8 protein-coding genes are annotated in these 12,891 nt (G+C 72.5%); 7 read left to right on the forward strand and 1 reads right to left on the reverse strand.

The window, feature by feature from the left end; genetic code table 11:
* The first annotated feature begins 50 nt into the window (after positions 1–50).
* The 4 genes from rpoZ to RIU97_RS32465 all read left to right on the forward strand — a co-directional run bounded on the left by rpoZ (position 51) and on the right by RIU97_RS32465 (position 5,278).
* Positions 51–323: a DNA-directed RNA polymerase subunit omega gene (rpoZ, locus tag RIU97_RS32450; protein WP_030879741.1), complete on the forward strand. Its 273-nt coding sequence runs from the start codon at positions 51–53 to the stop codon at positions 321–323.
* 107 nt (positions 324–430) lie between these two features.
* Positions 431–1,645, forward strand: a complete 1,215-nt coding sequence (gene coaBC / locus RIU97_RS32455; RefSeq protein WP_404961089.1) for a bifunctional phosphopantothenoylcysteine decarboxylase/phosphopantothenate--cysteine ligase CoaBC — start codon at positions 431–433, stop codon at positions 1,643–1,645.
* Positions 1,646–1,841: 196 nt separating this feature from the next.
* On the forward strand, positions 1,842–3,050 hold the full coding sequence (gene metK / locus RIU97_RS32460; protein WP_079404387.1) for a methionine adenosyltransferase: 1,209 nt from the start codon (positions 1,842–1,844) through the stop codon (positions 3,048–3,050).
* 95 nt (positions 3,051–3,145) lie between these two features.
* Complete coding sequence (locus tag RIU97_RS32465) at positions 3,146–5,278, forward strand: primosomal protein N' (RefSeq protein WP_404961090.1); 2,133 nt, start codon at positions 3,146–3,148, stop codon at positions 5,276–5,278.
* 171 nt (positions 5,279–5,449) lie between these two features.
* On the opposite strand, the gene RIU97_RS32470 is transcribed toward RIU97_RS32465, so the two are convergent.
* Positions 5,450–5,998 (reverse strand): hypothetical protein, encoded by a 549-nt coding sequence (locus RIU97_RS32470; RefSeq protein ID WP_404961091.1) that lies wholly within the window; start codon positions 5,996–5,998, stop codon positions 5,450–5,452.
* Between the two features lie 308 nt (positions 5,999–6,306).
* On the opposite strand from RIU97_RS32470, the gene fmt reads away from it, so the two are divergent.
* The 3 genes from fmt to RIU97_RS32485 all read left to right on the forward strand — a co-directional run bounded on the left by fmt (position 6,307) and on the right by RIU97_RS32485 (position 12,780).
* Positions 6,307–7,251 (forward strand): methionyl-tRNA formyltransferase, encoded by a 945-nt coding sequence (gene fmt / locus RIU97_RS32475; protein WP_404961092.1) that lies wholly within the window; start codon positions 6,307–6,309, stop codon positions 7,249–7,251.
* Positions 7,252–7,391: 140 nt separating this feature from the next.
* Entirely contained in the window at positions 7,392–8,852 is a 1,461-nt protein-coding gene (locus tag RIU97_RS32480; protein ID WP_404961093.1) for an RsmB/NOP family class I SAM-dependent RNA methyltransferase, read from the forward strand.
* A gap of 196 nt (positions 8,853–9,048) precedes the next feature.
* On the forward strand, positions 9,049–12,780 hold the full coding sequence (locus tag RIU97_RS32485) for a S8 family peptidase (protein WP_404961094.1): 3,732 nt from the start codon (positions 9,049–9,051) through the stop codon (positions 12,778–12,780).
* The last annotated feature ends 111 nt before the right edge of the window (positions 12,781–12,891 follow it).

Here is a 12,891-nt window from a genome sequence, read left to right on the forward strand (position 1 = left end):
AGCAGATCTTGATCGATTCGATCTTTCCCACATTCTTCGGAAGGTAGAGCGTGTCCTCTTCCATGACTGCGCCCGAGGGCATCATCAACCCGCCGATCGACGAGCTGCTCGAGGCCACGGACTCGAAGTACAGCCTCGTGATCTACGCGGCCAAGCGCGCGCGTCAGATCAACGCGTACTACTCGCAGCTCGGTGAGGGCCTGCTGGAGTACGTAGGCCCGCTGGTGGACACCCACGTCCACGAGAAGCCGCTTTCGATCGCGCTGCGCGAGATCAACGCGGGTCTGCTGACCTCCGAGGCCATCGAGGCCCCGGCCCAGTAAGGCGCGAGAAATCCTTTCACCACAGGCCCGGCAGAACATCTGCCGGGCCTGTGGTGTGTCATGGGGAGGAACGACGGACGTCGTCAGGACTCGAAGGGGAGTGCGTGGTGGGTAAGCCGAAGGTCGTGCTGGGGGTCAGCGGCGGGATCGCCGCCTACAAGGCGTGCGAGCTGCTCCGCCTGCTGACCGAGTCGGGCCACGAGGTGCGGGTCGTGCCCACGGCGGCCTCGCTGAACTTCGTCGGCGAGGCGACCTGGGCCGCCCTGTCCGGGAACCCGGCCTCCACCGAGGTGTGGGAGACCGTGCACGAGGTGCCGCACGTGCGCATCGGGCAGTCCGCCGACCTCGTCGTCGTCGCCCCGGCCACCGCCGACATGCTGGCGAAGGCCGCCCACGGGCTCGCCGACGACCTGCTGACGAACACGCTGCTCACCGCCCGATGTCCGGTGGTCTTCGCCCCCGCCATGCACACCGAGATGTGGGAGCACCCCGCCACCCAGGAGAACGTGGCCACGCTGCGCCGGCGCGGCGCCCTCGTCATCGAGCCCGCCGTCGGCCGGCTCACGGGCAAGGACACCGGCAAGGGTCGGCTGCCCGACCCGGCGGAGATCTACGAGGTGTGTCGCAGGGTGCTGGCGCGCGGGGTGAGCGAGCCGGACCTCGCCGGGCGGCACGTGGTGATCAGCGCGGGCGGCACGCGGGAACCGCTGGACCCGGTCCGCTTCCTCGGCAACCGCTCCTCCGGCAAGCAGGGCTACGCGCTCGCCCGTACGGCCGTCGCCCGCGGGGCCCGCGTCACCCTGGTGGCGGCCAACACCGCGCTGGCCGACCCGGCCGGGGCGGACGTCGTACGGGTGGGGACGGCCGTGCAGCTGCGGGAGGCCGTGCTCAAGGCCGCCGCGGACGCCGACGTCGTGGTGATGGCCGCCGCCGTGGCCGACTTCCGGCCCGCCGAGTACGCGGGCGGGAAGATCAAGAAGAAGGACGGGCAGGATCCCGCGCCGGTCGCGCTCGTACGAAATCCGGACGTTCTCGCCGAGATCTCGGCCGACCGGGCGGGGCCCGGGCAGGTGGTGGTGGGATTCGCCGCCGAGACCGACGACGTCCTCGCCAACGGCCGGGCCAAGCTCCTGCGCAAGGGATGTGATCTTCTCGTCGTGAATGAGGTCGGCGAGTCACGAACCTTTGGTTCCGAGGAGAATGAGGCTGTCATCCTGGCCTCCGAAGGGTCGGAGGTTCAGGTGCCCTATGGACCGAAGGAAGCGCTGGCCGAAGCCATTTGGGACCAGGTGGCCGTCCGGCTGCAGTCGCGACGCGCCTGAGCCGATTGCCCTTCTCCTGATCACCTCCGTGCGTCAGAATGAGGTGCCGCAGGTCACACGGCTCCCACAAGGCGAGACGGGTGGTCCCGGAAACGGTGGCGACCGATAAACTGCACGAGGAACGTGATCGGGCGCAGCCCCCGATGTGGTTCCGCCAAATGATCAGCCAGCAGCCGCTGCAACCCCAGGGAGCGTTGTGTCCCGTCGTCTGTTTACCTCGGAGTCCGTGACCGAGGGCCACCCCGACAAGATCGCTGACCAGATCAGCGACACGATCCTCGACGCGCTCCTCTCCGAGGACCCGACCTCGCGCGTGGCCGTGGAGACCCTCATCACCACCGGTCTCGTGCACATCGCGGGCGAGGTGACGACGAAGGCCTACGCGCCGATCGCGCAGCTCGTCCGCGAGAAGATCCTCGAGATCGGCTACGACTCCTCGAAGAAGGGCTTCGACGGCGCCTCCTGTGGCGTGTCGGTGTCCATCGGCGCCCAGTCCCCGGACATCGCGCAGGGTGTCGACACCGCCTACGAGAAGCGGGTCGAGGGCGACGAGGACGAGCTCGACAAGCAGGGCGCCGGCGACCAGGGTCTGATGTTCGGCTACGCCTGCGACGAGACCCCCGAGCTCATGCCGCTCCCGATCCACATCGCGCACCGGCTCTCGCGCCGGCTGTCCGAGGTCCGCAAGAACGGGACCATCCCGTACCTGCGCCCCGACGGCAAGACCCAGGTCACCATCGAGTACGACGGTGACAAGGCCGTGCGCCTGGACACCGTCGTGGTCTCCTCGCAGCACGCCTCCGACATCGACCTGGACTCGCTGCTCGCCCCGGACATCCGCGAGTTCGTCGTCGAGCACGTGCTGGCCCAGCTCGTCGAGGACGGCATCAAGCTGGACACCGAGGGCTACCGCCTGCTGGTGAACCCGACCGGCCGTTTCGAGATCGGCGGCCCGATGGGCGACGCCGGTCTGACCGGCCGCAAGATCATCATCGACACCTACGGCGGCATGGCCCGCCACGGTGGCGGCGCGTTCTCCGGCAAGGACCCGTCCAAGGTCGACCGCTCCGCCGCGTACGCGATGCGCTGGGTCGCCAAGAACGTCGTCGCCGCCGGTCTCGCCTCGCGCTGCGAGGTCCAGGTCGCGTACGCCATCGGCAAGGCCGAGCCCGTCGGTCTCTTCGTCGAGACCTTCGGCACCGCCAAGGTCGAGGTCCAGAAGATCGAGGACGCGATCGGCGAGGTCTTCGACCTGCGCCCGGCCGCGATCATCCGCGACCTGGACCTGCTGCGCCCGATCTACGCCCAGACCGCCGCCTACGGCCACTTCGGCCGTGAGCTGCCGGACTTCACCTGGGAGCGCACCGACCGCGTCGACGCCCTGCGTGCGGCCGCCGGTCTGTAAGCACCACCACGCTCGTAGGCGTTCGGCCCCGGACCTGCTGGTCCGGGGCCGTTCGCATGCCGCGGCTGTCAGTGGGGTTTGGTAAGAATGCGAGTGTGAGCAGCGCGAACGAGTCCGAGCAGCGGGGTGTGGACCAGGGTCCCGGTGGTCCGCCGGAGCAGCTCGCGCTCATACGCGAGGTGGTCGCCGAGGCGAAGGCCAAGGCGCCCAAGGCGAAGCCGCGCACCTGGCGGGGGGCCGCGCTCGCCGAGGAATTGCCGATCGCCAGGGTCCTGGTCAACAAGGGCGTTCTGCACCTGGACCAGACCTGGGACTACGCCGTCCCCGAGCACCTCGCCGCGGACGCACAGCCGGGTGTCCGCGTCCGGGTCCGCTTCGGTGCGGGCGAGGGCCGGGTCCGCGACGGGCGCCGCGAGGGCGGCGGCCTGATCGACGGGTACCTGATCGAGCGCGTGGCCGAGACGGACTACGACAGACCGCTCGCGGCGCTCGCCCAGGTGGTCTCCCCCGAGCGGGTGCTCAGCCCCCAGATCGAGCGGTTGGCGCGGGCCGTCGCGCGCCGCTACGGCGGCAGCCTGGCGGACGTCCTGCAACTGGCGATCCCGCCCCGCCACGGACAGGCCGAGAGCCGGCCCTCCCCCGACCCGCTGCCGCCGCCAGGGGCCCCCGGCCCGGGCGGGTGGGACCGTTACCCGGCGGGGCCCGAGTTCCTGCGGGAGCTGGCGTCCGGGGCGAGCCCGCGCACAGTGTGGACCGCGCTGCCCGGACCGACGTGGCCGGACGAACTGGCACGGGCGATGGCGGCCACACTCGCCTCGGGGCGCGGAGCGCTCGCCGTGGTGCCCGATGGCCGCGCCGCCGCGCGCGTCGACGAGGCGCTGACCGCCCTGGTGGGCAAGGGGCTGCACGCCGTGCTCACCGCCGAGTCCGGTCCGCAGAAGCGCTACTCGCAATGGCTCGCGGTGCACCGCGGATCGGTGCGGGCCGTGATCGGCACCCGGGCCGCGATGTTCGCGCCGGTGCACCGGCTCGGCCTCGTGGCGATCTGGGACGACGGAGACTCCAGCCACAGCGACACCAGCGCGCCGTTTCCCCATGTGCGCGAGGTGCTGCAGCTGCGCTCCCTGACCGAGGGGTGCGGCTTCCTGCTCGGCAGTACCAGCTGCACGGTCGAAGCAGCGCAGCTCGTCGAGTCCGGCTGGGCCCGTCCCCTGGTCGCCGACCGCGAGACGGTACGGTCCTGCGCACCCCGGATCCGGACCGTCGGCGACGAGCTGCTCGCCCGGGACGAGGCGGCACGGGCCGCCAGGCTGCCCAGCCTGGCCTGGGAAACCGTACGGGAGGGGCTGAAGACCGGGCCCGTGCTCGTGCAGGTGCCGCGGCGCGGATACGTGCCCCGGCTGGCCTGCGAGCGGTGCCGGACACCGGCCCGGTGCAAGACCTGCGCCGGACCGCTGGAGGCGCCGGACCAGCAGGACCTGCACTGCGGATGGTGCGGGCTGCAGGAGACGGCCTGGCACTGCGAGGAGTGCGGCTCCTTCCGGCTGAGGGCACAGGTGGTCGGCGCCCGGCGCACGGCCGAGGAGCTCGGGCGGGCCTTCCCCGCCGTGCCGGTGCGCACCTCGGGCCGCGACCACGTCCTGGAACGGGTCCCGGACGCGCCCGCGCTGGTCGTGTCGACGCCGGGAGCGGAGCCGGTGGCGGAAGGCGCCGGGTACGCGGCGGCCCTGCTGCTGGACGGCTGGGCCATGCTCGGCTTCCCCGATCTGCGGGCCGGGGAGGAGGCGCTGCGCCGGTGGATCGCCGCCGCCTGCCTGGTCCGGGGCGACGGCCAGGTGGTCATCGTCGCCGAGCCGACGCTGCGGCCGGTCCAGGCGCTGGTGCGGTGGGACCCCGTCGGGCATGCGTTGCGCGAGCTGGCCGAGCGGGCCGAGCTGCGGTTTCCGCCCGTGTCCCGGATGGCGTCGGTCATCGGGCGGGCCGCCGCGGTGGAGGACTTCCTGGCCGCCGCCGAGCTGCCCCCGGACGCCGAGATCCTGGGTCCGGTCCCGCTGCCGGGCCGGCGCGGGGAGCCCTCGCCCGGGGAGCGGGCCCTGGTCCGGGTGCCGCCCGGCAGCGGGGGCGCGCTGGCGGCCTCCCTCAAGTCCGCGCAGGCGGCCAGGACGGCCCGCAAGGTGGCGGCGGCCGACGCCGTGCGGGTCCGCATCGACCCGCCGGACATCGGCTGACCGGACCGGCGGCGAAGGCCGGAGCGGGAACGCCGCACCACGCACGCCGAAGGGGGAACGCCGAAGCCCCCGGCGGGAGACGCGTGGGTCGTCCCGCCGGGGGCGGATTCAGGGGCGGAGCGCGGCGGCGGCCGGCCGTCGGGGGTCGGCGTCCCGGCGGCGGGACACAGGTCAGCCGTTGCGCGGACCGGGGAAGGCGGGGGAGCGGGGAGCCTCCGCGAGCGTGCGGCCCGGGGTCCCGCCGGCCGCGGCCGGGGCCTCCTCGCGCACCGGCTGCGGCGGCACCGAGCGTGCGGCCGGCACGGTGGGCAGCGGTCCCAGGGGCCGGGCGGCCGTCCCCTCGGCCAGCGGCTCCGCGGACTCGGCGGACTGCGCCCGCCGGGCACCGTAACGGCGGTGCACGGCCTGCTTGGTGACGCCGAGCGCCGAGCCGACCGCGTCCCATGAGAAACCGAGCGAGCGGTCGAAGTCCACGGCGGCGGTGACCAGCGTCTCGACGCTGTCCCGCAGCTCCTGCGCGAGGCGGACGGTGGGCGCGGGCGCCCGGCCGTAGACGACGAACCCCGTGGAGGGACCGGAGCGGCGCGGGCGGTACACGTTGCCGAGCTGGGCGGTGAGCGTACGCAGGGCATCCACCTGCCGGCGAACCCGCTCGATGTCCCGCACCAGGAGGTGCAGGCTGGCCCGGGCTTGGGCGTCGTGGGTGGCGTGGTCGGCCATGAAGAAGCCTCTCGAACCGGTGCTGAAGGGCGGATCGGGCCGCAGACACCGTTCACACGCGGCCCGTTTTGGTCAATCTCTCTTGACCAACGCGCCACCCGGCGCCCAGGTCACGCTGTGGGGGCGTGTCGGCATATGCGAGGGGCGCGTCCGTGTGCGTACGCCCCCCGGGCACCACAGGTGGGCCCTGGTGGGGTCTCCGGCGGAACCGGGGCGTGCGGCCCGCGTACGGCCGCCGGATCGCCCGTTGGCGCATGCCCCATAGACTGGTGCGCTGCTGACAGCCGAGATAGCGAGGTAGGACCCCAGTGAAGCTCGTCTTCGCAGGCACCCCCGAGGTCGCCGTACCCGCCCTGGACGCCCTGATCGCCTCCGGGCGGCACGAGGTCGCCGCCGTCGTCACCCGGCCCGACGCACCGGCCGGCCGCGGCCGCCGGCTCGTCGCCAGCCCGGTCGCCGAGCGCGCCGAGGAGGCCGGCATCGAGGTCCTCAAGCCCGCCCGGCCGCGCGACCCCGACTTCCAGGCCCGGCTGCGCGAGATCGCCCCGGACTGCTGTCCCGTCGTCGCCTACGGGGCCCTCCTCCCCAAGAGCGCCCTCGACATCCCCGAGCACGGATGGGTCAACCTGCACTTCTCGCTGCTGCCCGCCTGGCGCGGTGCCGCGCCCGTCCAGCACTCGATCATGGCGGGCGACCAGGTCACGGGCGCCTCCACCTTCCTCATCGAGGAGGGCCTGGACTCCGGCCCGGTCTACGGCATCCTCACCGAGGAGATCCGCCCCACCGACACCAGCGGCGACCTGCTCACCCGGCTGGCCTTCGCCGGCTCGGGGCTGCTGGCCGCCACCATGGACGGCATCGAGGACGGAACCCTGCGCGCCGTCGCGCAGCCCCACGACGGGATCTCCCTCGCGCCCAAGATCACCGTGGAGGACGCCCGGATCGACTGGACGGCGCCGGCCATGCGCGCCGACCGCGTGGTGCGCGGCTGCACGCCGGCCCCGGGCGCCTGGACCGTCTTCCGCGGGGAGCGGCTCAAGCTGATCTCGGTGGGTCTGGTGGCCGACCGCACCGACCTGGCGCCGGGCGAACTGGCCCCGGCCAAGAACAACGTCCACGTCGGAACCGGCTCGCACGCCGTGGAGCTGCTGTGGGTGCAGCCCCAGGGCAAGAAGCCGATGCGCGGCGCCGACTGGGCCCGCGGGGTGCGGATCGCGCCCGGCGAGCGGCTCGGCGGGGCCGACGTAGGCTGAATCCAGCCGAGCCGCATCCAGCCGAGCCGCCGCGTCGGCGCCCGGCCCGGCACCGTACGGACCGTCGCCCCGCCGGGGCGGCGCCCGCCACCTTTTCACGTCATGACCGCAGCACCTCGTAAACCCGGAGCACCTTTCACGTGAGCGAACAGCCCCGTCCCCGTCGCAACCCCGCAGGCCAGCGGCAGGCCAAGCCGTACCGGCGGCCACAGAAGGACCCCGTCCGGATGCTGGCCTTCGAGGTGCTGCGGGCGGTGGGCGAACGCGACGCCTACGCGAACCTCGTGCTGCCGCCGCTGCTGAAGAAGGCCCGTCAGGACGAGAGCTTCCAGGCGCGCGACGCGGCACTGGCCACCGAGCTGGTCTACGGGACGCTGCGCCGCCAGGGCACCTACGACGCCGTCATCAAGGCGTGCATCGACCGGCCGCTGCGGGAGGTGGACCCGCCGGTGCTCGACGTGCTCTCGCTCGGCGCGCACCAGCTGCTCGGCACCCGGATCCCCACCCACGCGGCGGTCTCCGCGAGCGTGGAGCTGGCCCGGGTGGTGCTCGGGGACGGGCGCGCCAAGTTCGTGAACGCCGTACTGCGGAAGATCGCCGCGCACGATCTCGACGCCTGGCTGGAACGGGTCGCGCCGCCGTACGAGGACGACGCCGAAGAACACCTCGCGGTGTACCACTCGCACCCCAGGTGGATCGTCAGCGCCCTGTGGGACGCGCTCGGTGGCGGCCGCGCCGGGATCGAGGACCTGCTGGAAGCCGACAACGAGCGGCCCGAGGTGACCCTGGTCGCGCGCCCCGGCCGCTCCACCCCGCAGGAGCTGCTGGACGCGGTCGGCGAGGAGTCGGCGCTGCCCGGCCGCTGGTCGCCGTACGCCGTCCGGATGGCCGAGGGCGGCGAGCCCGGCGCGCTGGAGGCGGTGCGCGAGGGCCGCGCCGGCGTGCAGGACGAGGGCAGCCAGCTGGTGGCGATGGCCCTGGCGGCCGTGCCGGTCGAGGGCAGCGACGAGCGCTGGCTCGACGGCTGCGCGGGCCCCGGCGGCAAGGCGGCGCTGCTCGCCGCGCTCGCGGCGCAGCGCGGCGCGTTCCTGCTCGCCTCGGAGAAGCAGCCGCACCGGGCGCGGCTCGTGGAGCGCGCCCTCGCGGGCAACCCCGGCCCGTACCAGGTGATCACGGCGGACGGCACCCGGCCGCCGTGGCGGCCGGGCTCCTTCGACCGCGTCCTGATGGACGTCCCGTGCACCGGTCTGGGCGCGCTCCGCCGTCGCCCGGAGGCGCGCTGGCGGCGTCGCCCGCAGGACCTGGAGGGCTTCGCGCCGCTCCAGCGCGGGCTGCTGCGGGAGGCGCTGTCGGCGGTCCGGGTGGGCGGCATCGTGGGCTACGCGACGTGCTCGCCGCACCTGGCGGAGACCCGGGTCGTCGTGGACGACGTCCTGAAGGGGCGCGGCGCGGGCGCGTCGCCGGTGTCCGCGGAACTGATCGACGCGAGGCCGTTCATGGCGGGCGTACCGGGGCTGGGCGACGGCCCCGACGTCCAGCTGTGGCCCCATCTGCACGGGACGGACGCGATGTACCTGGCGCTGCTGAGGCGCACGGCGTAGGGGACGGCGTAAGGGGACGGGGGCAGCCCGAGGCAGACGCGGAGCGGGCCCTGCGACCGCAGGGGCGGAGTGCCCACGGGCGAAAGTATGGGCTTGCCCGGGTTCGCGTGGTTCACGGCTGACAAGTCCTTGCCATGGCGAGGACTTGCCGCCGGCAAGCCTTCACCTGGGCCTGACCGGCCGATAGACCCATGGCATGTTCTCCCCCTCTCAGGCTTCCGCCTTCCGGCGCAGGCGCTGGCAGCTGATCTCGGCCGCCACCGTGGTGCCCCTGCTGGCGTCAGGGCTCGCAGTTCTGCAAGCGCCCGCTCAAGCCGCTCCGAACAAGCCCCCCGTTCCCGCCAAGCCCTCGGCGACCCACAAGGTCACTCTGGTCACCGGCGACGTCGTCACGGTCTCCACGATGGCCGACGGCAAGCAGATCGCCGACGTCGACCGGCCGGACAGCGCCGTCGGCGGCGTGAAGGTCCAGCAGATCAAGGGTGACCTGTTCGTCATCCCGGACGAAGCGGTGCCCCTGCTGGGCACGGACAAGCTGGACCGGAGGCTGTTCAACGTCACCGACCTGATCGAGATGGGCTACGACGACGCGAAGACGGCCGCGCTGCCGCTGATCGCGACGTACGCCCAGCCGAAGTCCCGCTCGGCCGCCCCGCCGACGGCCCCCCGGGGCAGCAAGCTGACCCACGACCTCAAGAGCATCCGCGGTGCCGCGCTCAGCACCGAGAAACGGGAGGCCCGCACCTTCTGGACCAACGTCGCCCCGCAGGGCAGCGCGACGTTGGGCGAGGACGTGGCGAAGCTGTGGCTCGACGGTCGCGTGAAGGCCAGCCTCAAGGAGAGCGTGCCGCTGATCGGCGCGCCCGACGCCTGGGCGGCCGGGTACACCGGTAAAGGCGCCAAGGTCGCGGTGCTCGACACCGGCATCGACGTCAACCACCCCGACTTCGCCGGCCTGATCGACGGCACGGCCAGCTTCGTGCCGAACGAGGCCGTCACCGACGTCAACGGACACGGGACACACGTGGCCGGCACGATCGTCGGCTCGGGCGCCGCGTCCGGCGGGGCCAACAAGGGCGTCGCCCCCGGCGCTGACCTGGTCGTCGGCAAGGTGCTCGGCGGCGCGGAGGGCTACGGCCAGGACTCGTGGGTCATGGCCGGCATGCAGTGGGCCGCCGAGTCCGGTGCGGACGTCGTCAACATGAGTCTCGGCGACTCCTACCCGACGGACGGCAGCGACCCGATGTCGCAGACGGTCGACGCGCTGTCCGCGCAGTACGGCACGCTGTTCGTCATCGCCGCCGGCAACGCGGGCCCGGAGACCATATCCTCCCCGGGTGCGGCCGCCTCGGCGCTGACCGTGGCCGCCACGGACAAGCAGGACCAGCTCGCATCCTTCTCGAGCACCGGCCCGCTGGCCTACTCCGGCGCCATGAAGCCGGACATCGCGGCGCCCGGCGTGGACATCACCGCGGCCCGCTCGCAGGAGATGACCGACGGTGGCGGGGGCCTTTACCGCACTATCAGCGGCACCTCGATGGCCACTCCGCACGTGGTGGGCGCCGCGGCGATCCTGGCCCAGCAGCACCAGGACTGGACCGGAGCGCAGCTCAAGGAACACCTGATGAGCACCGCGAAGGACCTGCACGACTGGTACTCGCCGTACGAGGTCGGCGCCGGCCGTCTCGACGTGGCCGCCGCCGTGCGCACCACGGTCCGCAGCACCGGATCGCTCTTCTTCGGCAACTACACCTGGCCGCACGAGCCGAGCGACGTCGCCGTCTCCAAGCACCTGACCTTCACCAACGCCGGTTCCGCCGACGTCAGGCTGAACCTGGCGCTGACCAACGACGGCGGCCCGTTCAGGCTGGGAGCCACCACGGTGACCGTCCCCGCGGGCGGCACCGCCGCCGTCCCGGTGACCAGTGACCCGCGAACCGCCTCGGCCGGCCGGCACGTCGGCTACGTGACGGGCACCGATGCGACCACCGGGAAGGCGGTGACCCGCACCTCGGTGGCGCTGCTCAAGGAGGAGGAGCGCTACGACCTGAACATCAAGCTGGTCGGCCGGGACGGCAAGCCCGCCGCGGGCTGGGCCACGGTCAACCTGGCCGGCGACTTCTGGCCGTGGAACGTCTACGTCGACGGCTCGACCACCATGCGCATGGCACCCGGCCTGTACACCGTCGCGGCGTACGTCGACGTGGCCGGCGAGGAGGCGGACCGCTCGGGTCTGGCCGTGCTGGTCGACCCGGAGACCGTGCTCAAGGACGGCTCCGCGGATGTGGTGCTGGACGCGGGCAAGGCACGTCTGCTGCAGACGGAGGCGCCGCAGCGCACCGAGGACCGCCAGCGCAAGGTCGACTTCAACGTCCACTACAAAGGGCTCGACCCGTTCACGGACTACCGCAGCGCGTACGTGCTGCCGCTGACGTACGACGATGTCTACATCGCGCCGACGGAGCCCATGAAGCAGGGCGAGTTCATGCTGACCACCCGCTGGCGCAAGGGCGAGCCGCAGCTCGGCCTCAGCGCGCTGGGCGGTCGGATCCAGTTCGAGGCACTCGTACAAGCGGGCAGCGCCCTGGGCACCGCCACGGACAAACTGGACGCCGTCTACGCGGGCAACGGCGCGGCGGACGCGTACAAGAAGGCCGGCGCCAAGGGCAAGGTCGTCGTCATCGAGCGCAGCGACGAGGTCTCGCCGCAGGAGCGCACCGAGGCGGCGGTCGCGGCCGGTGCGAAGGCGCTGATCGTGGTCAACGACGGTACCGGCGCCCTGATCGAGTACGTCGGGGAGTCGGCCATCCCGGTCGCCACCGTGCACCGCGACGCGGGGAAGACCCTCGTCTCGATGGTCAAGGCCGGGAAGTTCCAGCTGACCGCGAAGCAGACCGAGTACACGCCGTTCGTCTACGACCTGACCCGGGACTACCCCGGCCAGGTTCCGGACCGGGCCCTGGTCTACAAGCCGGCCAACGGTGACCTCGCCCGGATCGACGCCCGCTACTACTCGGCCGCGGACGGCGGGCCGGCGGAAGGCTACCGGTCCGACTTCACCCTCAGCCCGTCGTTCAACCTCCCCGAGCGCGAATGGCACCCGGGCACCCGCACCGAATGGGTGACCCCGGGTCAGGTCTGGAGGGAGTTCCACACGCAGGGCGTCGACGGAGCCCTGCCGTGGTCGATGGTCTCGGGCGACAACACGTACGCCAAGGGCACCACCACCCGGCTGGACTGGTTCGCCCCGGCGACCCGGCCAGGCCAGGGCGAGTCCTTCGGTGTGTACAACTCCCGTTGGCAGAACCACATGACCTGGAACGTGCAGGCGTGGGCCTCCGCCAGCGACAACATGCGGCTGGGCGGCTTCCTGCCGTGGGGTGAGACGCCGTCCCACCTGCAGATCTTCCAGGGCGACACGCTGATCCACGACAACCCGGTCAGCGGGGACATGCAGTGGAAGGAGGTACCGGCGGGCAACCTGCCCTACCGCGCCGTCCTCGGCGTGGAGCGGCCGGGTGACGTCTTCCGGCTGTCGACGCGCACCCACACCGAATGGACGTTCATGTCCGACACCGTCGACTCGGACTTCTTCGAGTTCTCGGTGCTGAACCTGGACTACAAGCTGGAGTCGGACCTGCACGGTGACGTCCAGGCCAACGCGACCCAGAAGATCGCGCTCAAGCCGGTGTCGATGGACGGCGGCGCCGTGCCGGGCAAAGTCACCACGGTGAAGCTGGACGTCTCGTACGACGACGGCGCCACCTGGCAGAAGGTGGCCCTGACCAAGGACGCCCACGGCTCCTGGACGGGTTCGTTCAGGACGGCGAAGAAGCCCGGCGGCTTCGTCTCGGTCCGCGCGAGCGCCGGGACGGACCGGGGCTTCAGCGTCAAGAACGAGATCATCCGGGCGTACGGCCTGCGATGAGCCGTACTGTCGGGCCCCGGGGAGGCGACTTCCCGGGGCCCTTCCCCCCGCGCCCGCTCTCAGCCGGGACTGTTCAGGGTCTGCCGCCATGGCGCATACTCACCCCGCTGC

It is taken from the genome of Streptomyces sp. 147326 (assembly GCF_045000215.1).
GTDB lineage: Bacteria > Actinomycetota > Actinomycetes > Streptomycetales > Streptomycetaceae > Streptomyces.

Excerpts from the sequence above, each read along its gene's own strand:
- RIU97_RS32485 (WP_404961094.1), top strand. The coding sequence starts at position 9,049 with ATGTTCTCCCCCTCTCAGGCTTCCGCCTTCCGGCGCAGGCGCTGGCAG.
- RIU97_RS32470 (WP_404961091.1), bottom strand. The coding sequence starts at position 5,998 with ATGGCCGACCACGCCACCCACGACGCCCAAGCCCGGGCCAGCCTGCAC.